This window comes from Vibrio salilacus (assembly GCF_002811245.1).
Classification (GTDB): Bacteria; Pseudomonadota; Gammaproteobacteria; order Enterobacterales; family Vibrionaceae; genus Vibrio; species Vibrio salilacus.
This window is the reverse complement of the sequence record NZ_NIVQ01000004.1, coordinates 29,264-51,658: the sequence shown is the minus strand read 5'-3', so window position 1 is coordinate 51,658 and position 22,395 is coordinate 29,264. Positions and strand designations below refer to the sequence as shown.

The window sequence follows — 22,395 nt, the reverse complement described above, 5'->3', positions numbered from 1 at the left end:
CGCCTTGTAGTTTCAGTTGATTTGTTGTTAGCGGTAGTAAGTTACTTGTCACTATATTTTGTATAAAGAAGCCGCTCCAATAAGCGGCTTTTTAGGGGGGGACTAGAAGAGCTCTAGAGACGTTTCATCTAAGAACATGTTTGGCTTAATATTTTTGACAAACTCAGCAACCTGTTTGTCTAGTTCAGCTTGTTCTTCTTTAGTGATAAGTACTTCAAATACCGGCCTGCCATTTTCGTCAACGACAGGGCGCTGATCTTTTACGCGCATCCTTTCGGTAATTCTTAAGTCGTCCTCTTTCTCGCCGCCTAAAGCTCCCGATATCTTATTGTAGTAATAGGCCTTTTTAACATCAGGGTGAATAAGCATCTCTCCAGAGCTATCTTTTTTGCCTTGAGAATAAGCATAGTAGAGGCTGGTTGCCGCATCTGGGTAGCCTAGTTTTATTGCTTTGAGGTTCCATTCTAACGCCTCATCCAATGTCTCAGGCTCCAGCAAATAGTAGTACAAGGATAGCATGGCTGGTGCGTAGCCTTGAGTGGCTGCGATTTTTAGGTATTTTATTTTTTCTTCTGCATCCTTCCAATACGCGCTGTATTTTAGAAATCCGTAGCCTTGATTATTGATTGCTACTTCATAGATTTCACGGTGTCTTTTGTACTTATAAACAGGAATAAACTCCCACCATTTTATTTGCTTAATGGCGAGGGCGAACATGGCTTTTCCATTTTCGTTAACGGCTTGTTTCTCCCAGCCGTCTATGGCTTTAGATTTCCAGCTAGAGTCACATGGCCAACCGAGATAATTACATGGGCTATTACCGTTGAGCTCACTGCCTGCCAACACTGCCATCGCCCAGGGGCTGCCCATTTCTGCCGCTTTTAAAAAGGTCTGCCCAGCTTCAAATTGCTGGTTATTCTTGTACTGTTCCCCCTCGCCCGTCTGCTAAAACTCGAAGGTCGCTCGATTGAACGACTGTGTAGATAAACAGGCGTGTAAGCGTCTAATGCCAATTGCATCGCAGTTGAAGCCAAATTTAGTAACCACCAGAAGGGGATTCATAAGCTTCTCTTACCTCATCTATGTAGGCTGAGAATTTTTGTTTTTCCACTTGCTTTTCAAATATTGCTTTCGCACTGTTTTTTTCTTTTTGGGTTAAAGCACTAATTCCCCTCTCCTCTAGTCTGCTGTCAAACATACGATGATACACGGATTGACCTTCTCCTTCGGATTTGTCGTACATCATTGCATAAGCATAACCATGAATTAAGAAATCTCTTTCGTTGCTCTGCTTGTATTTTCTTAAGAAGAAATCATATGAGATGAAGTAGTGCTGTGAATCTAGGGCGTTCAGATTTCTCTCAACTATCTCATCAAACTTCCTTGGTAATGAGATTACGTCTAGGTATCGGTTGTTTAGTATTTTTATCGACGGAATATCATTATTCTCCGCTGCAACCATTAACAACTTAGCCAGTATTTTGCGGTCTTCTTCCGTTAATGGGATAATATCCCTGTTATACGGATTGAGATGTTCGCGAGTTTGGTACATATCAACCAAATGACGTAGCGGACGATAATATTTAATCTCTATGCCACGCTCAACAACATCCAGAAATTTCTCAAAATAATCGAAGCTTCCATCATCAAATTTAGTATAAAAAAGATATGAATAAGCCGCTTTGACATTGCCAGCATCTGCTTGCTTTCTCAAAATATCTAACCCCAACTCTCCCCACTTCTCATTGCAATATGATCCCATTCTCATCTTACATTCGTAAGAGTTGTATTTAGGAGAGAGCTTAATAGCAGCATAGGGATTGCCTAATTTGGCCGATTTTTCAAATAGTTTTGCTCCTTTCCGTCCAGAAAACGCACTGCTTCTATAAGTGATATCACCTAACCAAAACAGCGCTTCAGCATTTTCTTGCTCCGCTAATGGTGTAAGTAATTCTTGGGCCTCCCACCACCTTTCTTGCTGAATTGCAATAATGGCCTCAAAAATAGGGTTACTGCGTTGAAAGGTACTGGCAGCGTCTAGGTTTAAGTTTGCAGTTTGATTCTTATCTGCAATGGAGATTAATTCAGCTAACCTAAGCGCAAGTGGCTTTGTCAACTCTATATCTGTTCCATTAGGTAGCCTTAAGTAGGTCGCATACCCGCCTAATGCCACTACGACAGCCAAACACGTTAGTAAACAGTATTTAAGTATCTTTTTAATATTTCTCATTGAACTTTCCAATCACTAAACTCTATCCATCTCTTATCTGATCTAAATACAGACTTGATTCGTTCACGTTCAAGCTTTACGATTTCGTTATCATCGGCAGACTCGATTCGATACGCCTTATAATAACCAGGTGAATATTTGTACTTAAATCCTCGCATATTTTTAGCTAACAGCTTCGAGTTTTCGTTGAATGTATTTAAAATTGATTTATCCCCATCATTAAAACAAGAAATCATAAAAGTTTCGATGCGAAGCCAACTGTCAGCAAACCTTTGCCATTGTGCTGCAGGGCTGGCAACCTCTTCTAAAGAGCCACTCATGCGAATTAGAGCCTCTTCGAACTGACGTTGACGGTGCATTAAATTCTGACCTGACTTACTATCCTCGGTCAGCCACTCTAGTATCTTTGCTATTGCGCTAGCTTTTTCCAACTCATTTTCTTTACGTTTTTTAGCCGCATTTCCACTCTCAAACCAAGGCGCTTCTTCAATATTGGATAAGCACTTTAAAAGTTTCGCTAAAGTTTCAGGGGGTAAGTTTCTCACCCACTTCGCTCTCGACTTAACTTGATATAGGTTTAGGTTATCCCTACCAATAATATGATATGCAATCATGGGCGCAAAATCTTCACTTAACGCGTCAGCTTTATATGAATCATACGCCACTGTGGGCAACAGCATAACATCAGCAAAACCGATACCCAGCGCCATAGCCGTTGTAAGCCTTTCATTCAGCCGTTCGAAATCAGGGTTTTTTCCATTCTCATCCAACTCACCAAACACTTCCACATAACGGAATCCACTTTCTTTTAACACGCGAAGCAACGAATCGAGAAAACGGTCTAGTAAAACTGGACTCAGGGTTACAGAAAACTTTCCAGAGAAACCTGGTCCGCACACCGCTCTCGCTGATGTAATTAAAATAACTTGCCCGTTCTGAAACGCGAAACGGAACTCACCAGAGTATCCAATTCCATAGTTTGCGGACATTTGCGCTGCAATACTACCTAGCTTTCCAGCAGGTTGCTCAATTGGCCTGCCGTTAATCTTAACTACTGGGGGTTTCCAATGAACCTCAGCGTCAATGGTTCCGCCGGCTTCAACGCCTGCGAAGACATCCACTTTTGCGCCTGCTTGTGCAGCAGCAACTGGAGACCTCACTCCTGTATCCGCAACTACCCGAGCTTGAACGCTTGTGTCTTCTGAGCGGTTGGGGTCGAGAGCTTTGATTGATTTCCCTTTCACACCAATGCCGCCATCTGTTTCAGAGGGGCCGAATGATAAATTGCCAGAAATCTGGCATGAAGCCGCAGCAAGCCCGTATACCTTAGCGCTCAGCTTTACGTAACACTCCCCTGCGCTGTATGTACGTCGCTCGTTTTTATTTGTTGAGCTATTTCTTGCTACATAGGGGATATCTAGCCCAAAGCCATTAATAGGTCGTTGTTCTGGAGAGTTATTATTGACAGGAAACCATGAAGTGAACGCAATCTGGCCACTTAACAAACTAAATTTCGATTGAATAGAAGCCCCTGTAGTAAGATCCAGGTTGGGGGTTACGCTATTCAACTCACTTAATGGCATATTTAATGTGCCATCAGCACTCGAAGTGAGGCGTAAAAATTGAGCTTGAGCATTGGCGATATATGCGGAGTTACCGCCTTGGCTTCTCCCTCCTTGCCAATGATAATCTGCTTGCCAAAATGCACTAGAGTCAAATTTACTAATGGTTTGGTTTAAGTTCAAAGGTGACATGACAAAGTTTCTTTTGGTTACTGACTCCTTAAGTTGAGTTTTTAAGTCTGTCAAAGTTTCTTGAAGATTCTTACCTGCTTTCTCTCCACCAACCAAAGGGTCTATTAGGTTAACTTTCTCTGTAATGTCTTTACTGTGCCCTTTACTAGTATTCGTTTGACTGTGTGGAAGAAACCAGGCAGGAGCTCTAACCCACCCCAGCTCTCCACCTGTAGATAGTAAACTGCACTCTAGCGCTTGAAGATCAGCATTCCCTGCTTTATTCGAAAATACACCCAGTTTCTTTTCTGTTGGAGTGAACTTAGACTCCTCCCAGATCAACGTTTGAATTTCAATAGATTCAGATTGCAAATAGTAATGATGGAATGCACTACGGTTTACCGCTCGCTGAGCTTGTCGTTTCAACTGTTCAAGCCGCTCTAGAGCAACTTTTTTAAGCCAAATTAGGTCAGTGAACATGTTAGGGATTGCTTGCCCCACGATGCTTTTAATGCTCGCAAGCCAATAGCTAAGAGTGCGGTCTATGAATTTGATAAACGCTTGAGTCGGGTAATAAGCCCATTGGCTAACAGACGAAACATTTGATTCTAGTATCCCTTTAATCAGTTTCTCATCTCTAGGTTGCTCTGGATATGTTAAAAACTCATTAAGCAGTTTTTCAACAACGCTTTCGTAATCTTCATAAGCAATTTTCAGCCCGCTATCTTCACGCCACTTTTTATACTTTTTATCATTTGCAAGGCTTTTCGGGCCAAGGTGTTCGGGTTTCGTTCCTATTAATTGTTCTTTAGTAAGGCATTGCTCTTTTGTCACATACCCAAATTCATTTAGCCTTAACAAATGATAGGTGAAACTATAAGCGTTCATTGCTTTAGAAGGCACGCTATGACCCTGTTTGAATTCACTCAGATTCTTAATAAACTCTGCTGACGCGACAACATCCCTTTCCCAAAATTTCTCAATTTTTTCTTTTGCTTTTTCGTGACTATAACCCGCCAGTTTGCTATCACTCCAGGGACGATGTGAGGCTAACTTTTTAAGGCACTTTGTTACATCTTGTTGTTTCTCACTTGTGTAGTACTTTCGCTTATTGTCATAAACAAATGCCGTACCATCATCACTTTTGAGATCTCCCGCCGCCGTGATCGCTTTCTTTTCGAGTAAAGCGATCTCTTCTTCTAAGAACTTAACAACTTTGTCTTTTGTTGCTCTTAAAGCCCTTTCTCTTAGTCTATACTCTCGATCCTCTTCTTCTATTTGCTCAATGTAGCCCAGAGCGTTACCCAAATAATTAGCAACAGGGTTAACGTATGGCAATACGTCAAACGCAAATTGCTTAACTTTTTCCCAAGTTAGAGAGTCATCGAGTATTTCGTGATAATCAATACCTTCTTCATGTTCAGCAATAAAGATTAGAAAACCATTTTCGCCACCTTGCTCAAATTCCTTAGCTGCTCCGGAACGAATGGTAGTTAATATCCATATGACAGTTCTCAAGCGTTCAACATCTTTATCATCTAAAAAGCTTTCGTGAGGTTTACTTTCAAACTTAGATAAAATGCCTAAAGAATTAAGATTATCGAAAGTTTTTTGCCTATCCGAAACTACCGCATCTTTGAACAATTTCTGCTCTGAAACTACAGCTTTTTGTGCCTCTTCAGTTAATGCATACCAAGTTTGTTTTCCTGTTTTCGGATGCGCGGGCACGTACAATATATCTATGAAATCTGGTACATTGCTTGAACATAAGTCATTTCCACATGCTGGTTTCTTTGGGATAGGTGGTACAGGTTTTCGCTTACCCGTATCCACTTCAACTGGAGCGCCTTCGTTCCCCTCTAAGTTGAGAGTGTTTCCTGCATAAATAAGGTCTAAGTTTTTAATCTGATCACTATTCAGTTCTTTTAATGTACTGATATCTATGTCAAATTTTTTTGCTATCAAGCTTAGACAGTCACCTTGTTGAATTTGGTAGGTTTTTATGTCGGTCATAGTTAAATCTGCTTACTTATAACAGGTGAATTTAGATGGAAAGGGAGCTCTCTTCGCTCAGTCTTAACCACTCCAGCATCTCTCGATATTGAGTTCCAATTTTGGTTCTTGTCGACCCAACTCAACGCTTCAAATGGGCCTAAGATGATATCGATATCTTGAGGGATAAGGTGGTGTGAAACTTCACTCCAAAATTCGCTTGAGTGATACCTAAAGAATGTTATCTCTTTGTTGATTACTACAGACATTAGGTTGTGAAGATGATTTATTCTCTCATTTAGGGATAAACCATTTTTATAAGAAAACACCACGCTGCTGGTTCTCAGTGCAAAATCGTCCTTTATTTTCTTCGCCAAATCGTGTGAGCCTGTAAAATTAAAAACTACAGGGCTAATCTTGAGTAAATGAAGAAAGGGGCTACCAGCATACAGCTTGAATAATTCTGGGTTTTCTTCTGCTGTGTAAGCTAATTCCATTATGTCAGGAACCCTTACAATATCGACAATAAGCCAATGCTCAAGCTGGCTGTCTAATGGTATAGAGCTTTGCTGATTTATCATACTCTACTGCTCCTGCTCGCATGGGCAGTCAGTCCTTGGACAACTCCCGTCAGGTTGGCGTTGGCACATTCTTGCAAGCGCTATATCACTTAGTGCAATTTGAATAAGCGCGTCTTCTGAGACAAGCTGTGCAATTGAACTAATTGGCGCAATATCCTCCGGTTCTGCCACATCTTCTAACCCCATAGGCAAGACTGGTGCTATACCACCATAACCACTGCCACTACCTGGGCTGCCGCCTGAGTTAAGGTTAATAGCAGAACCAACGACATGAACCCCGCCAGCATCGACTTTGACAAAGCTGCCGCCAGCTTTGATAGTAATAGCGCTACCGGCATCAACGACAATTTTATGTCCCGCTTTTAGATGGACTTCGTCACCACTGTCGATAGCCGTTTTTTGGCCGACCTTTTGCTGTAGCGAGTCACCGATATTCACTGACTTATTGGCAGAAACTTGCTCACGAAGTTCGCCGCCAATCGTCAAGTGGCTGTTGTTTTTCACCAAGCTGAAATGATCGTTATCGACCACGTGATGCTTATCGTGTTGAATTTCGCTGATTTCGTCGTTGTTTATCGCAATGTCGATGTCTTTTTGGGCATGCAGATAAACACGCTCTAGGCCAGATTGATCTTCAAAGCTCAGCTCATTAAAACCCTCGCCTTGATAAGACTCGCTGCGAATCACTGTTTTGGTTTTATGGTCGGGTAAAGGGTACGGCGTTACGTTGGTCGCATGATAAGTTCGACCGGTGATAATCGGTTGATCTGGGTCACCATTGAGAAAGGTGACGATCACTTCATGACCAACACGCGGGATCGCGACCATACCATATTGATGCCCCGCCCAACCTTGAGAAACTCGAACCCAACATGAACTGTGTTGATCGCCATTTGAGTATCTGTCCCAATGAAAATGAACTTTGACACGGCCAAATTCATCGCAATATATCTCTTCACCTTCCGGGCCAACGACGGTTGCAATCATCGGGCCATCAACCTGAGGTTTCGTCATAGGCTCTGCTTGCCAAATAACGTCACTCGGAACAAGTTTAAATTCGTTGTGATAGGTGGTTGCCCCGCTGCCCCCCTCTTCTTCTAGCGCTTGGGGTTGTTTGCCAACATGTTGCGTCGCTACCACTAGCCATTCTCGATTCAAGCTATTATCACTGTGCTCTTGAAGTTCAAACTTCACTCCTGCTGAAAGTGATGGTTGATTGCTTATTCCTGTCGCTAAGCGAGCGTCTCGCCTTAGATAATCAAGCCGTGCTTGGGTGATGGTCTTGCCTGCGTCATCGCATTTAAATCGGCCTGGCGCATCAAAGTGCTCGTAACGATTTTCTATTTGATACGCCATTTCTGTGCCCTGAACATTCTGTGCGAATGAATAAGCCGGTTTTTTAAAACTGTAATCTTGAATCTCGGCATGGCTGACTTGCGCTGTATGATGGGTTGCAAAAGTGTTGATATAAGGCGCGCCTACAACTCCGCCACCACTTAGGTTGTTGTACGGTACCGGCTGGCCAAGTTTCACCAAACTGTCATTGGCGTCACTGAACACCACGGTATGTTTATCACTGTCATGCACAATATGATAAATAATCCCCTCTTCTGCGAGCAAACGATGGGCAAAATCTAAATCAGACTCTCGATATTGAACACAAAACTCTCTTTGCAAATGATCGTTTTTTAGCACAAACGCATAGTCATTGATGTTCATCTCTTGCAGCAAGATAGAAACCATTTCAGGGACAGTTTTGTACTGAAAGAGACGGGAATTATGGCGTAATGACAGACGTTCAATTGCTGGAACAACACTGAGGGTGTAGAAAGTATGACGATGACCTGTGTCACTTTTACCAAAGTTACGTACTACACCATGCAGCCGCTGCACAACAACACCATCACGAACCACTTCAAACTGAACGTTTTTATCAACCACTTGTTGAGACGTAATGGTGTGCTGACGACTCGCAAGTTGAAACTCATAGCGGTAACCATTACATGCATGCTCAACAGGTAAAGATTGGCGTGAAAAAGTGTCCCATCCAGAATATTCAATCACCCTTAATGTATCGGGTGCTAATCCATCGATTCGGATATTGAAGTTAAGCGTTGGCATCGGGGCTTCCTTTTGTCTTTAACCGTTGATAGAAACTATCGAGGCACAATAGAAGCAAACTTAGTACCAACTTAATATCATTATATATCAGCACCTTAAAGTAAAGCTCAGAGAGTAATCAAGCAGTTTTCTACCTCACTCAAGCAAGCTTTTGCTCACGAAGAGAAAACATGCCATATAAAAAGTGAATGATGATGAATATCAACGTGGTGTAGATGGTCAAACTGGTGGGAGGTAACGTCCAGATTTGGACTAGAAAAAGCCCCAGCAAATATTTACTGGGGCTTTTATTTACAATGCTAAGTTCAAACTACCGCTCCATATCATGGCAACCGCCAACATTGCGGTGAAACCCAATACACCAGCGCCAAGCCTTTCTCTTCCTTTAAATGGATGGATACCTTGCTCTCGTTTAGCTTGAATATAGAAATAGAGACCTGGTAAGTAGAGCAATGCTGATAGCAGCAGGTAGTTAAGACCCGAAGCATACAGTAGCCATAAACCATATACGCTCGCACCAAGTCCAACCAACAGCAAGCTACCTCTGTTTTTCTCAGTGATAGCGATTTTCAATACAAATGCCCCAACAAGGAAGTAAGGCACTAAAATCATTTCTGAAGCGATGATCAACAAAGTATCATAAGTACTGCCAGCGAACATGACAAAAATCAGCGAAACCTGTATCCATATATTGGTTAAGGTTAGCGGTTTCACCGGGCTACCAGCCTTGTTTAACTGCGCATATTTCTTCGGGAACATTTTCTCTTTAGCACACAAGTACGGCGCTTCGGATGCCAGAACTGTCCAACTGAGAAACGCACCACATACTGAAATCAACAGCCCAACACTGATAATGTATTGCCCCCAAGGGCCGAGAATCAACGTTAATACTTTGGCCATCGATGGATTTTGATAGGTGGCTAATTCTACTGGCTTAACAACCCCCATAGACAACAAAGTCACGAAGACATAAATCGCCAGTGCCGTGAGCAGCCCCAAAATTGTCGCACGACCAATATCTTTTCGATTTCTAGCTCGGCTTGAGACAACGACTGCCCCTTCGATACCAATAAATACCCAGACGGTGATCAGCATAGTACTTTTCACCTGCTCGAGCAGATCGTACTCTTCACCAAAATGAACACCGGTAAAATCAAAGGTGAAGGTATTCCAACTAAAGGCAAGCATTGCACAAATAATAAAAATAATTAGAGGAACTAACTTTGCGTAAGTGGTGACCATATTAATTAACGCCGCCGTTTGTACACCGCGTAATACTAAAGCATGCACTAGCCACAATAAACACGATGCACCAACGATCGAAACTAGCGTATTACCTTGACCAAATATGACATTGTCAGGCGTATCGAATAACATTCCTAAGGTACTAAATACAATCACTAAGTAAGAGACATTGGCTAACATCGCACTCAACCAATAACCCCACGCAGAACAAAAGCCGACAAAGTCACCAAAACCTTCTTTGGCATACCCAAAAACACCGCTATCAACGTGAGGTCGATGAAATGCCAGTTTTTGAAATGAGAGCGCAAGGAAGATCATCCCTACCCCTGTGATCGTCCAACCAATCATGACGGCGGCTGGGCTTGCCACGGATGCCATATTTTGCGGTAAGCTAAATACCCCCGCACCGATCATCGAGCCAATCACGATGGCGGTTAAAGAGCTTAATCCGAGTTTATTATCCATTTTCATTTCCGGAGATACCGTTTTTCGAAGGGGGGATTTTACGCTTATTTGGCATCAATAGGCAGATCGGATGTGAGCCACATCTCAAACTTTAGCAACTAATTGTCACTTCATTGCTATCGATCAATTGATGAATTCATTTTTAGTCAAAGAAAATGCCAAAATTAAAAATATCAGCAAATCAACCAACACCAAGACAGCTTTTACGACATTTATAACCATAATAATAGATTTAAACGGAATATACAGCCAACTAGAAGTCGACAAAAAAACGAGTAATTATCCCTGTTATTGACAAATTAATGCATAAAATCGCTAAACAGTGTTAATCAGCTACACTGTGTATTAAACGTTCAACAGACCGTCACCTCTGTCTGTTGGCGTTATCCATTACTTCCTGTTATGTGGCCGCGGTCGCGGCCTTTTTTTCAATCACTAAATGATCATTAGAGCGCCTAGAACAAAAAATGCCAGACATAAAGTCTGGCATTGGTTCGAATAAAGTAACGAGATTTAATTACTCTTGAGTATCATCGCTATCGCTTGTTGGAGCCTCAGGCGATGTGTCAACGCTCGCCTGTTCAGCACTTGCATTGTCTTCATCTTGCAACAGTTCAGCTTCTTCAATTTCATCGATGCGCTGCAAACCGACCACGTTTTCGTCTTCTGCGGTACGGATTAGCGTAACACCCAGAGTATTACGTCCAACCTGGCTAACCTCAGAAACGCGCGTTCGAACTAGAGTACCAGCGTCGGTGATCATCATCATCTCATCGCCTTCTTCTACTTGCACTGCGCCAACAACAGAACCGTTACGATCTGACACCTTGATAGAAACAACGCCTTGTGTCGCACGACCTTTAGTCGGGTACTCTGCAAGTTCAGTACGTTTACCATAACCATTTTGCGTCACGGTTAGAATGTCACCTTGGTTAGAAGGAACAATCAAAGAGACCACTTGGTCATCATTTGCGAGTTTCATTCCGCGAACACCCGCTGCAGTACGACCCATAGGACGAACTTTATCTTCACTAAAGCGTACAACTTTACCCGCTTTCGAGAACAGCATAATGTCACTGTCACCATTAGTGATATCGACACCAATCAGTGAGTCATCATCACGTAGGTTAACCGCAATCAAACCGTTTGAACGTACGTTAGCAAACTGATTCAATGGTGTTTTCTTCACGGTACCGTCACCGGTCGCCATAAAGATAAACTTATCTTCAGAGAACTCACCAACAGGCAGAATCGCGGTAATACGCTCACCCTCTTCGAGAGGCAGGATATTAACAATTGGCTTACCACGTGCGGTACGACTTGCCAGTGGCAGTTGGTAAACCTTCACGCGGTAGGTCTTACCACGTGTCGAGAAACACAGTACATTGTCATGCGTGTTAGCGACAAGTAGGCGTTCGATGAAATCTTCGTCTTTCATCTTAGTCGCACTCTTACCACGACCACCACGGCGTTGTGCCTCGTAATCACTAAGGATTTGATACTTAACGTAACCTTCGTGAGACAGTGTTACTACCACATCTTCACGTGCGATCAGCTCTTCCATATCGATATCATGACTAGCGGCGGTGATCTCTGTACGGCGAACATCACCATAGTTTTCACGCACTAACTCAAGCTCTTCACGGATCACTTCCATCAAACGCTCGGTGTCTGCCAAGATATGCATTAGCTCTGCAATTTCATTAAGCAGTGCTTTGTATTCATCAAGAATCTTGCCATGTTCTAAACCGGTTAGCTTATGCAAACGAAGATCAAGAATCGCTTGTGCTTGCTGTTCGGTTAAGAAGTACTGTCCGTCACGAATGCCGTATTGATCTTCCAACCAATCTGGACGGGCAGCATCAGTACCTGCGCGTTCCAGCATTTCAGCAACATTACCTAGATCCCAACCACGGGCGATTAGGCCAGCTTTGGCTTCCGCTGGAGTGGATGCGCTGCGAATTAATTCGATAATGTCATCGATATTCGCGAGAGCAAGAGCTAAAGCTTCTAGGATATGAGCACGATCACGCGCTTTCTTCAATTCGAAAATAGTGCGTCGAGTCACCACTTCACGGCGGTGGTCAACGAAACACTTCAACATGTCTTTTAGATTGAAAAGTTGCGGCTGACCATTGTTCAGTGCCACCATGTTGATGCCGAAAGTCGTTTGGAGCTGAGTATTGGCGTACAGGTTGTTTAGTACCACTTCGCCAACTGCATCACGCTTACACTCAATAACAATACGCATGCCATCTTTGTCTGACTCATCGCGCAGTGCACTGATACCTTCAACTTTCTTATCTTTTACAAGCTCAGCGATTTTCTCAATCAAGCGAGCTTTGTTTACCTGATAAGGGATCTCGCTGACAATGATAGTTTCTCTACCATTCTTTTCTACTTCGATATCCGCTTTCGAGCGCATGTAGACTTTACCGCGACCTGTTTTATAAGCGTCAATGATGCCTTTACGGCCACTGATTAGCGCTGCGGTCGGGAAATCTGGACCAGGTATGTAGTCCATTAGCTCATCAATAGTGATCTCTTCATTATTGATATATGCAAGGCAACCATCGATAACCTCAGTTAAGTTATGAGGTGGGATGTTGGTTGCCATACCTACTGCGATACCAGAAGAACCGTTGACCAATAGGTTAGGAATTTTTGTTGGCAGAACTGCTGGAATTTGTTCTGTACCATCATAGTTAGGTACATAATCAACAGTATCTTTGTCTAAATCAGCTAAAAGCTCGTGGGCGATTTTCGCCATACGAACTTCGGTATAACGCATTGCCGCCGCTGAGTCACCATCGATCGAACCGAAGTTACCTTGACCGTCGACTAGCATGTAACGAAGTGAAAACGGTTGAGCCATACGTACGATAGTGTCGTACACTGCGCTATCACCATGTGGGTGATATTTACCGATTACATCGCCAACAACACGGGCAGATTTTTTATATGGTTTGTTCCAATCATTACCTAGCACATTCATCGCAAATAATACGCGGCGATGCACTGGCTTTAGGCCATCACGCACATCTGGAAGAGCTCGACCAACGATAACTGACATCGCATAGTCTAAGTACGAACTTTTCAGCTCATCTTCAATGTTTACGGGCGTGATCTCTTTCGCTAGATCGCTCATAGAGCCATTATCCCTCTATTCTATAGATCGTATGTACAATACGCTTAAGGTGCAAAAATATAACATAGAATTCATTTGTTCGGCATCACTTTCCCTCTCCTTTTACAAGGTTGTGAGATTGGTTGTGAATCAAACGCCGACAAAATGCACACTTGGACACTATGCTGCTGATAAGTGGCTACATTTTATCCACATTTGGATAAAAGTGGCCTCATTTATCGAGTCAGGTATAATGCCTATCTTAAGGAAAGCAGTTTATTAGCAGAGTTGTTATGACCCAATCACAAAACGTCGACCCAAATGAAATTAAAAAATTCGAGGATATGGCCTCTCGCTGGTGGGATTTAGAGGGTGAATTTAGACCTCTACATCAAATTAACCCTCTGCGTTTGAACTATGTGCTCGACAATTGTAATGGTCTGTTTGGCAAAACGGTACTTGATGTAGGTTGTGGCGGCGGTATCCTTGCTGAAAGCATGGCGAAAGAAGGCGCCAAGGTGACAGGTTTAGATATGGGTAAAGAGCCTCTCGAAGTTGCTCGCCTTCATGCACTAGAAACAGGCACAACACTGACTTACATTCAGAGTACGATCGAAGATCACGCGCAGCACAATGCGGGTACCTACGACGTAGTAACTTGTATGGAGATGCTTGAGCACGTTCCTGACCCACTTTCGGTCGTTCGCTCTTGTGCAGCGTTGGTAAAACCTGGTGGCCATGTGTTTTTCTCGACCTTAAATCGAAACATAAAGTCATACCTGTTCGCTATTGTCGGCGCAGAGAAGCTATTAAAGATCGTTCCAGAAGGCACCCATGACCATGACAAGTTCATTCGCCCTGCTGAACTAATTAAAATGGTCGATCAAACCGATTTAACCGAAACAGGCATCACTGGGCTGCATTACAACCCGCTCATCGATAGCTACAAGCTCGGCCACAACGTCGACGTAAATTACATCGTCCATACCCAGAAATTTTAACCAACCATCACTCATTACTCTAAGTGATGACGATTCAGGCGGTAGCACAAGCTCACCGCCTTTTTTAGTGCTTTTTTAACCGATTTTTGTCGATTTGATTCCAATTTAAACAACCTAAAAAACGGTCTCAAATTTATCTAAAGATCAAGGTATTTTTTTTTGTTTATGGTTAGTTATAAACCGATTCTAAAACGGTAATTTTATGCAATCTTGCCAGCACTATTCTCATCGGTTAGTAGTCACTTACTGTTTTTTTTAATTTTGTTAGTTATCCACAAGTCATCCAAGATCTGTAACTTGAAAACTACCCGAGATAGCACTATCTTGTAATCCGCACCGCAGTGCACCCCTATATGTTGTGTTTGTACTACAATATATAGATAGACTTTGATCACAAAGCCGGAACGATTTTTACAAGAATTACACATAAAATCGGCTTTAATCAGTTTTGTTAGGGAAATGAAGCAGAATGAACCAACAACTTACCGTTACTAAGCGTAACGGACGCAAAGAAAGTATCGATCTCGACAAGATCCATCGCGTGATTACATGGGCTGCCGAAGGCCTAGACAACGTCTCTGTATCACAAGTAGAACTCCGCGCTCACATTCAGTTCTATGATGGCATTACGACCTCTGATATTCACGAAACTATCATCAAATCAGCCGCCGATCTTATCTCGGAAGAAACGCCAGATTACCAGTATCTTGCAGCACGCTTAGCGGTTTTCCATTTGCGCAAAAAAGCTTATGGTCAATATGAGCCACCAAAGCTGTATGAGCACGTTACTCGCCTTATTGATAAGGGCAAGTACGACAAGCATATTGTCGAAGACTACAGTAAGGCGGAACTGGATGAGTTGGATTCGTATATCGACCACAGACGCGATCTCGATTTTTCTTACGCGGCCGTTAAACAGCTAGAAGGTAAGTACTTTGTCCAAAACCGTGTCAGCGGTGAAATTTATGAAAGTGCTCAGTTCCTTTATATCTTAGTTGCCGCTTGTTTGTTTGCGAAGTATCCAAAACAGACTCGCCTTGACTACATCAAGCGTTTCTACGATGCGACATCTACTTTCAAGATCTCGCTACCAACGCCGATCATGTCTGGTGTGCGTACCCCTACTCGTCAGTTCAGCTCTTGTGTACTGATTGAATGTGGTGACAGCCTAGATTCGATCAATGCGACAGCGAGCTCGATTGTTCGTTACGTTTCTCAGCGTGCTGGTATCGGTATTAACGCTGGACGCATCCGCGCCTTAGGATCAGAAATCCGTGGCGGTGAAGCATTCCATACCGGTTGTATTCCTTTCTACAAGTACTTCCAAACTGCCGTGAAGTGTTGTTCTCAGGGTGGTGTTCGTGGTGGTGCTGCAACCGTTTTCTACCCAATGTGGCATGGTGAGTCTCAAGCATTAATGGTGCTCAAGAACAACCGTGGCGTTGAAGAGAACCGCGTCCGTCATATGGATTACGGCGTACAGCTGAACCGTCTGATGTACCAGCGTTTGGTTGAAGGCGGTAATATCACACTGTTCTCACCTTCGGATGTTCCAGGTCTATATGACGCATTCTTCGAAAACCAAGATGAATTTGAACGCCTATACGTTAAGTACGAAAACGATCCTTCTATCAAGAAAGAGACCGTAAAAGCCATTGAGATGTTTTCAATCTTAATGCAAGAGCGTGCTTCAACGGGTCGTATCTATATTCAGAACGTTGACCACTGTAATACGCACAGTCCATTTGACTCTCAAGTTGCGCCTATCCGCCAGTCAAACCTATGTCTTGAGATTGCATTGCCGACTAAGCCACTGACGAATGTTGAAGACGACTCAGGTGAAATCGCGCTATGTACTCTGTCCGCATTTAACTTAGGCTCCATTAAGTCACTGGATGATTTTGAAGAGTTGGCTGATCTGGTTGTACGTGCACTAGATGCCCTACTTGATTACCAAGACTACCCACTTCCAGCCGCTTATAAGTCAAGTATGAACCGACGTACTCTTGGTGTGGGTGTAATTAACTACGCCTACTACTTAGCGAAAAATGGTGTTAAGTACTCGGATGGTAGTGCCAACGGTTTGACTCACCGTACATTTGAAGCAATGCAGTACTACTTGTTGAAAGCGTCTGTTGGCTTAGCTAAAGAACAAGGTAAATGTCCTTTATTCGACGAAACCAACTACGCGAAAGGTCTATTGCCTATCGATACCTACAAGAAGGATATCGATCTAGTGTGTGATGAGCCGCTGCACTATGACTGGGAAAACTTACGTCAAGAAATAATGACTCATGGCTTACGTAACTCTACCTTAACGGCGCTGATGCCATCTGAGACTTCTTCTCAGATTTCAAATGCGACTAACGGTATCGAACCACCACGTGGTTACGTTTCAGTTAAAGCATCTAAAGATGGCATTCTTAAGCAAGTGGTGCCTGAATTCACTGAATACAAGAATAACTATGAGCTGCTGTGGAACATTGGTTCCAATGAGGGTTACTTGCATCTTGTCGGCATTATGCAAAAATTCGTTGACCAAGCCATTTCTGCTAACACCAACTATGACCCAACTCGTTTTGAGAGTGGCAAAGTTCCAATGAAGAAATTGCTTCAAGATCTGCTGACTGCGTACAAATTTGGTGTTAAAACACTCTACTACCACAACACACGTGATGGTGCGAGCGATGACCAAAAAGACGCAGTACAACCACAAGATGACGATTGTGCAGGCGGCGGTTGTAAGATCTAATCGATAACCTTATCCAGGTTATCAGGTTTAAAAAATTATTCGCCCCTTATGATTAAGGGGCATAAAAGGAATTGAGGCATCATGGCTTACAGTACTTTTAATCGAAATAAAAATGACCAATTAAAAGAACCAATGTTCTTAGGTCAATCCGTGAACGTGGCACGTTACGACCAACAAAAATTTGAAATCTTTGAAAAGTTGATCGAAAAGCAACTTTCTTTCTTCTGGCGCCCAGAAGAAGTCGACGTTTCAAGTGATCGCATCGACTACAACAAGCTTCCAGATCATGAAAAGCATATTTTCATCTCGAACTTGAAATACCAGACGTTGTTGGATTCAATCCAAGGCCGTAGCCCTAACGTTGCACTATTGCCATTGGTTTCATTGCCCGAAGTCGAGACTTGGATTGAAACTTGGTCGTTCTCAGAAACGATTCACTCGCGTTCATACACTCACATTATCCGTAACATTGTTAATGATCCGGGTGTGGTGTTTGACGACATTGTTGAGAACGAACATATCCTAAAGCGTGCTGACGATATCTCTCGCTATTACGATGAGCTTATTCAACTGACCAACGACTACCACCGCTATGGTGAAGGCACTCACCAAATCAACGGTGAAGATGTAACGGTTTCACTGCATGGGCTTAAGAAGAAGCTTTACCTGTGTCTGATGTCAGTCAACGCACTTGAAGCCATTCGTTTCTATGTGAGTTTTGCTTGTTCATTCGCTTTTGCTGAACGTGAATTGATGGAAGGCAATGCTAAAATAATCAAGCTTATCGCTCGCGATGAAGCGCTGCACCTCACTGGCACGCAGCATATGATTAACTTGTTGCGTAATGGACAAGATGACTTTGCTTTCATTCAGATTGCAGAAGAGTGTAAGCAAGAGTGTTTCGATCTGTTTAAAGCCGCGGCTGAGCAAGAAAAAGAGTGGGCAGAATACCTATTCAAAGATGGCTCTATGATTGGCCTTAACAAAGATATTCTTAGCCAGTATGTTGAATACATCACCAACATTCGTATGCAAGCGGTTGGCCTAGGTACGGCTTACCCTGAAGCAACGTCTAACCCAATTCCTTGGATTAACGCGTGGTTATCATCAGACAACGTCCAAGTTGCGCCACAAGAAGCAGAGATCTCATCTTATCTTGTCGGCCAGATCGATAGTGATGTCCGCGCCGATGATTTTAAGGATTTCGAACTGTAATGCCCAGTATCAAAATTAACGGAATTACAACGATTCAGTCCCACCCGTCTAATACCATTCTAGAAACTCTAGAACGGGCAGAGCTGCAGCCAGAATACAATTGTCGTGATGGGCATTGCGGTGCTTGTCGCTGCACCTTGATTTCTGGTGAAGTTGAGTACGTTGGTTTTGCAATGGCTTACACTCAAGAAAAAGAGATTTTGCCGTGCATTTGCCGAGCAAAATCTGACATTGAAATCAAAGATGTCAAATATACGCTCAAAGAAAGGCGCGCATAATCATTCAAAAAGGCCAGCAGAGACGCTGGCCTTTTTTATATCTGCACACGAACACCGGATAAAAACTCATCGGCTGTCAGCATAGAAACTGACTTACCACCAATCTCTCTGCCATCATCATCATACAAAGAAAGACGGTACCCTAGGCAATCGGTCGCGAGAGGCTCCTCAGGCGCCTTCCGCCATCTCGAAATCAAGTCTTGGTGCTGATTATTCAGTGCTTCACCCAAAATAACTTTCTGGCTAGCCACTTGATACCAAACTAAAATCTTAGACTGATTTAACATGCCAACCTCCTTGTGTAATTGAAAACCGAATTGTCATTTTAAAGGTTATTCTGACGAATGCACGTTGCAAATCAAAGACGAAAACGTCTTCTATGAAAAATCATTCAGTTAGCGATTATATGAAATTCGAATAAAAATTAATTATATCGCTCGATGAGTAATAAGAAGAGCTTTCATTCACTTATTACAGAACGTAAAACCGTTAGTGTTTGACAAACTTGTCACACTACCCTAGCTGAATTTTTATTCACTTATTACACTACGAGGCACGAACATCTCTTTGACTCTCGATAATGAGCTGTAACCGACAAACATTGGTTTCTTGCTCAAATAACGACGCAACATATCGGCGGCGACAGTGGTTATCACCAATGCTTGCTCATCGCGGGAGTAATTTCGGTTCAAGGTGAGTGTTTGCCCCCATTCACCTTCTGGCGCAGCAAGGGTAACGCAGAACGCATTATCTGTAACCTTCCCCGTCACAATCGCTACATCGGTGCCGCATTTGTCCTTAGTCGCGCCAACCAACGCCAATGCTGCCGCTAGCTTGTCATCCGCTTGTTCTCCAATCGCAATTCGCTCACCTAAGACCCAGCCATGACCACAAAATTCTGCCGCCAAAGCATTTGACTGGATCCACTGAGAAAGTGCACCAAACGTAGATTGTTCAGCGGTTGAAATAGACATTTTTTTCTCTTGGATCAAATACGCGACATGTTTTTGCATCGACTCATCGACGCTCACTACATGCTCTTCGATAAGTTTAAAGATAATCTGTAATAGTTTGACGCGGTTATCCAAGTCTTCTTTAGGACCGAACAATTTTACTTCGATATAAGGTAAGTAGGAGCGATAACCAAGCGTATAACCTGTTGGCAGTTTGATTTTGTCGAGTTTGTCAGAGAGTGCTGATTCCGACGTACCGAAAGTATAAAGCTTGCTGCAATCTTGTCCTGTGACTTGTGGATGACTCGCTTTAATGTCAGGCAACACCTGCTGATCAACCATGAGCTTAAATTCACGGGGAACGCCAGGCGTAAAATAAAAATCACAGTCGTTAAGCGTGAGCTTAAAGCCACATGCCGTTCCGATAGGATTCTCTAACAATATTGAGCCTTTAGGCAACATCGCTTGCTTACGATTACTTTCAGGCATGATAATGCCGCGCGCAGCAAAAAATTCCTCTAATGTCTCTAACCACTTGGGGTACAGTACAAGTTCAGTGTCTAGCGCGAGTGATGCCGCTTGAGCACTTAAGTCGTCCGAGGTTGGACCTAGTCCACCATTCACAACCACAATGTCACAGTTAAAACTGAGCATTAATAATTCTTCAATTAACGCCGTCATTTCATCACCGACGGTTGAACGTTTGGTCATACTATAGCCATGTTCAAAAAAGCGTTGCGACAACCAAGCAGCGTTGGTGTCAACAATATCGCCGTGAAGGACCTCTTCCCCAGTACTGAGCATTGCTATCTTTAACATTGTTATATCCTTTGTGGGAAATCGTCACATATTTGTAGAGTTTAACTGATAATAATCATGCGCTTTGGTGAAAAATGAACCCTATTTCTTATTTAAGACAATTTCAAGTTCCCATTATGCTGACTTTGTTGGACAATTGTAAACTTGGCCGTCAAAAAAATAATAACGATGGAGTCTTTCGTGATCCAAAAAAGCATTTCCGCTTTAATGTTGTCAGTTTGCACTTACGCTAATGCCAATGTTTATCAGTCGAATCAACATATTGAGCTTTCGTATCAAGTAGATCAAGCGCAACCTGACAGCGTATTTCACAACTCCTATCAGTATCATATCAGCGATCCTTATTCTCTAAGTCTAACTGAGAGCACGTTTAAATTAGATGCGCCAGACTTGCCAAAATATTTGACCATGTCTGAGGAGAAGGATTGGGATTATTTAAAAGGTCAAACCTACACCATCTTAGGTTTGAGCGTCGCAACGGTCGGATTGATGACACTGCTGCCAGAATCTATCACTAAATGGGATGAAGAAGACCGTAACTTAAGTGGTTTAGGCTCAAAATGGAAAGACAACGTCACCGCAGGCCCAGTTTGGGATCGCGATGAACACTATCTCAACTACGTTATGCATCCCTATTTTGGTGGCGTCTATTACACGGCAGCACGCCATGCTGGGTTTAACGAATTTGAATCCTTCCTCTACTCTGCCACCATGTCGACTTTCTTCTGGGAGTATGGTGTAGAGTCATTTGCTGAAATTCCATCATGGCAAGATATCTTTATTACGCCGTTCTTCGGTGCGATTGTTGGTGAAATGATGCTCGAAGCCGAGCAAGATATTGTCAATACGGGTGGTGAAGTCATGGGTTCGGAAACCATGGGCGATATCACACTCTTCTTCTTGAACCCTGTCGGGCATATTCACGGTTGGGTCAGTGGTGCTTGGGGCGGCAGTGCAGAGTTTCAGTACAGCAGCAAGCCTTGGTTTGGCAACCAAGATGCAGCCAAATTTGCTCTTGATGCGGGCGCGAGCTACGACGATATTTTCTACGGTGTAGAAATGAAGGTCACCTTCTGATCGCCGTAACAACAGATTTTAGTTAAAGAAAGGCGCTTTTTTGTGCTCGCGGTACAATATTGGTAAGACTGACAAGGCATTAGGTTTAAAAGTTGATTTACATCAAACCTTAGCCGTTGAGCTCTTCTACACTGAGATTAGGCACCAATCCGTTTTTCGACGCTGAAAAGATTGGCTTGCAATATCTACTTCAGCGCTAGGAGGCCCCACTATGAACAGTACATTTATCGTAAACTTTGTCGGTCGAGCAACCCCGACAACCATCAAACAGTTGGCGACCATTACTCACGAAAATGGTGGTAAATGGCTTATCAGCAAAGTTAACTTTATTGAAGACCAAGTTGCCGCGGTGATCAAAGTTGATTTACCGACAAGCAATATGGATATCGTGAAAGAGGCGTTTAGCTCACATCCAGAGTTGATGGTTCAATTTACCGATTCAGATACCACAAATCACAATGCCGATACTATCTATCAGATGAGAGTCGATTCCAACGACAGGGCTGGTATCGTTAATGAAATTACCCACGTCCTTGATGACCAAGGCATCAGTATTCTCGATATGGACTGCCAACGAGTCTTTATCGCAGGAGGCGGTGGCGTCAGCTCGAGTCTATTTACTGCCAGTTTAGCCATTCGCATTCCTCAGCAAGTTGACATCAACGATGTCGCTAACGAATTAGAGTCTCTTAGCGAAGATACCCGAGTGATTGTTGAAAGCTAAGACCGCGATTAGGCGAATACTGCAACAACAATACTGCAACAACAATACTGCAACAACAAAGAGAGCGAATTGAACGCTCTCT

Annotated in this window: 15 protein-coding genes; 6 read left to right on the top strand and 9 right to left on the bottom strand. The window is 43.1% G+C overall.

All coding sequences use genetic code 11. The annotated features are described in order from the left end of the window. Positions 1–102: 102 nt before the first annotated feature. The 7 genes from CDZ87_RS03885 to gyrA form a co-directional block, all read right to left on the bottom strand. Positions 103–870 (bottom strand): SEL1-like repeat protein, encoded by a 768-nt coding sequence (locus tag CDZ87_RS03885; protein WP_216639375.1) that lies wholly within the window; start codon positions 868–870, stop codon positions 103–105. Positions 871–1,036: 166 nt separating this feature from the next. Continuing rightward, positions 1,037–2,230, bottom strand: coding sequence for an SEL1-like repeat protein (locus CDZ87_RS03880; RefSeq protein WP_100752260.1), 1,194 nt, complete (start codon positions 2,228–2,230; stop codon positions 1,037–1,039). Then, positions 2,227–5,976 (bottom strand): LysM peptidoglycan-binding domain-containing protein, encoded by a 3,750-nt coding sequence (locus tag CDZ87_RS03875; protein ID WP_100752259.1) that lies wholly within the window; start codon positions 5,974–5,976, stop codon positions 2,227–2,229. The genes CDZ87_RS03880 and CDZ87_RS03875 overlap by 4 nt, the downstream gene beginning before the upstream one ends. A gap of 2 nt (positions 5,977–5,978) precedes the next feature. Beyond that, positions 5,979–6,536: a DUF4123 domain-containing protein gene (locus CDZ87_RS03870; protein ID WP_100752258.1), complete on the bottom strand. Its 558-nt coding sequence runs from the start codon at positions 6,534–6,536 to the stop codon at positions 5,979–5,981. 3 nt (positions 6,537–6,539) lie between these two features. Next, positions 6,540–8,657 carry a type VI secretion system Vgr family protein gene (locus CDZ87_RS03865; RefSeq protein WP_100752257.1) on the bottom strand — a complete coding sequence of 706 codons (2,118 nt, stop codon included), beginning with the start codon at positions 8,655–8,657 and terminating at the stop codon, positions 6,540–6,542. Between the two features lie 291 nt (positions 8,658–8,948). Beyond that, positions 8,949–10,367: a basic amino acid/polyamine antiporter gene (locus CDZ87_RS03860; protein WP_100752256.1), complete on the bottom strand. Its 1,419-nt coding sequence runs from the start codon at positions 10,365–10,367 to the stop codon at positions 8,949–8,951. Positions 10,368–10,884: 517 nt separating this feature from the next. Further along, on the bottom strand, positions 10,885–13,515 hold the full coding sequence (gene gyrA, locus CDZ87_RS03855) for a DNA gyrase subunit A (RefSeq protein WP_100752255.1): 2,631 nt from the start codon (positions 13,513–13,515) through the stop codon (positions 10,885–10,887). 272 nt (positions 13,516–13,787) lie between these two features. On the opposite strand from gyrA, the gene ubiG reads away from it, so the two are divergent. The 4 genes from ubiG (at position 13,788) to yfaE (ending at position 18,740) form a co-directional block, all read left to right on the top strand. Then, positions 13,788–14,495 carry a bifunctional 2-polyprenyl-6-hydroxyphenol methylase/3-demethylubiquinol 3-O-methyltransferase UbiG gene (gene ubiG, locus CDZ87_RS03850; protein ID WP_100752254.1) on the top strand — a complete coding sequence of 236 codons (708 nt, stop codon included), beginning with the start codon at positions 13,788–13,790 and terminating at the stop codon, positions 14,493–14,495. Between the two features lie 469 nt (positions 14,496–14,964). Further along, entirely contained in the window at positions 14,965–17,247 is a 2,283-nt protein-coding gene (gene nrdA, locus CDZ87_RS03840) for a class 1a ribonucleoside-diphosphate reductase subunit alpha (RefSeq protein ID WP_100752253.1), read from the top strand. Positions 17,248–17,328: 81 nt separating this feature from the next. Next, positions 17,329–18,462 (top strand): class Ia ribonucleoside-diphosphate reductase subunit beta, encoded by a 1,134-nt coding sequence (gene nrdB, locus CDZ87_RS03835; RefSeq protein ID WP_038174614.1) that lies wholly within the window; start codon positions 17,329–17,331, stop codon positions 18,460–18,462. Then, positions 18,462–18,740 carry a class I ribonucleotide reductase maintenance protein YfaE gene (gene yfaE, locus CDZ87_RS03830; RefSeq protein ID WP_100752252.1) on the top strand — a complete coding sequence of 93 codons (279 nt, stop codon included), beginning with the start codon at positions 18,462–18,464 and terminating at the stop codon, positions 18,738–18,740. The genes nrdB and yfaE overlap by 1 nt, the downstream gene beginning before the upstream one ends. Before the next feature lie 35 nt (positions 18,741–18,775). Here yfaE and CDZ87_RS03825 read toward each other — a convergent pair whose 3' ends face one another. Beyond that, positions 18,776–19,027, bottom strand: coding sequence for a 30S ribosomal protein S6 modification protein (locus CDZ87_RS03825; RefSeq protein ID WP_100752251.1), 252 nt, complete (start codon positions 19,025–19,027; stop codon positions 18,776–18,778). A gap of 243 nt (positions 19,028–19,270) precedes the next feature. Then, positions 19,271–20,512: a CinA family nicotinamide mononucleotide deamidase-related protein gene (locus CDZ87_RS03820; RefSeq protein ID WP_100752250.1), complete on the bottom strand. Its 1,242-nt coding sequence runs from the start codon at positions 20,510–20,512 to the stop codon at positions 19,271–19,273. A 180-nt stretch (positions 20,513–20,692) separates the two neighbouring features. On the opposite strand from CDZ87_RS03820, the gene CDZ87_RS03815 reads away from it, so the two are divergent. Together CDZ87_RS03815 and CDZ87_RS03810 are read left to right on the top strand one after the other, a co-directional pair. Continuing rightward, positions 20,693–21,589, top strand: a complete 897-nt coding sequence (locus CDZ87_RS03815) for a DUF3943 domain-containing protein (RefSeq protein WP_100752249.1) — start codon at positions 20,693–20,695, stop codon at positions 21,587–21,589. 211 nt (positions 21,590–21,800) lie between these two features. Beyond that, entirely contained in the window at positions 21,801–22,313 is a 513-nt protein-coding gene (locus CDZ87_RS03810; RefSeq protein ID WP_100752248.1) for a glycine cleavage system transcriptional repressor, read from the top strand. The last annotated feature ends 82 nt before the right edge of the window (positions 22,314–22,395 follow it).

What these genes read in the sequence shown, in the direction of transcription:
- CDZ87_RS03885 (WP_216639375.1), bottom strand. Translation starts at nt 870, where the DNA reads ATGGGCAGCCCCTGGGCGATGGCAGTGTTGGCAGGCAGTGAGCTCAAC.
- CDZ87_RS03880 (WP_100752260.1), bottom strand. Translation starts at nt 2,230, where the DNA reads ATGAGAAATATTAAAAAGATACTTAAATACTGTTTACTAACGTGTTTG.
- CDZ87_RS03875 (WP_100752259.1), bottom strand. Translation starts at nt 5,976, where the DNA reads ATGACCGACATAAAAACCTACCAAATTCAACAAGGTGACTGTCTAAGC.
- CDZ87_RS03870 (WP_100752258.1), bottom strand. Translation starts at nt 6,536, where the DNA reads ATGATAAATCAGCAAAGCTCTATACCATTAGACAGCCAGCTTGAGCAT.
- CDZ87_RS03865 (WP_100752257.1), bottom strand. Translation starts at nt 8,657, where the DNA reads ATGCCAACGCTTAACTTCAATATCCGAATCGATGGATTAGCACCCGAT.
- CDZ87_RS03860 (WP_100752256.1), bottom strand. Translation starts at nt 10,367, where the DNA reads ATGGATAATAAACTCGGATTAAGCTCTTTAACCGCCATCGTGATTGGC.
- gyrA (WP_100752255.1), bottom strand. Translation starts at nt 13,515, where the DNA reads ATGAGCGATCTAGCGAAAGAGATCACGCCCGTAAACATTGAAGATGAG.
- ubiG (WP_100752254.1), top strand. Translation starts at nt 13,788, where the DNA reads ATGACCCAATCACAAAACGTCGACCCAAATGAAATTAAAAAATTCGAG.
- nrdA (WP_100752253.1), top strand. Translation starts at nt 14,965, where the DNA reads ATGAACCAACAACTTACCGTTACTAAGCGTAACGGACGCAAAGAAAGT.
- nrdB (WP_038174614.1), top strand. Translation starts at nt 17,329, where the DNA reads ATGGCTTACAGTACTTTTAATCGAAATAAAAATGACCAATTAAAAGAA.
- yfaE (WP_100752252.1), top strand. Translation starts at nt 18,462, where the DNA reads ATGCCCAGTATCAAAATTAACGGAATTACAACGATTCAGTCCCACCCG.
- CDZ87_RS03825 (WP_100752251.1), bottom strand. Translation starts at nt 19,027, where the DNA reads ATGTTAAATCAGTCTAAGATTTTAGTTTGGTATCAAGTGGCTAGCCAG.
- CDZ87_RS03820 (WP_100752250.1), bottom strand. Translation starts at nt 20,512, where the DNA reads ATGTTAAAGATAGCAATGCTCAGTACTGGGGAAGAGGTCCTTCACGGC.
- CDZ87_RS03810 (WP_100752248.1), top strand. Translation starts at nt 21,801, where the DNA reads ATGAACAGTACATTTATCGTAAACTTTGTCGGTCGAGCAACCCCGACA.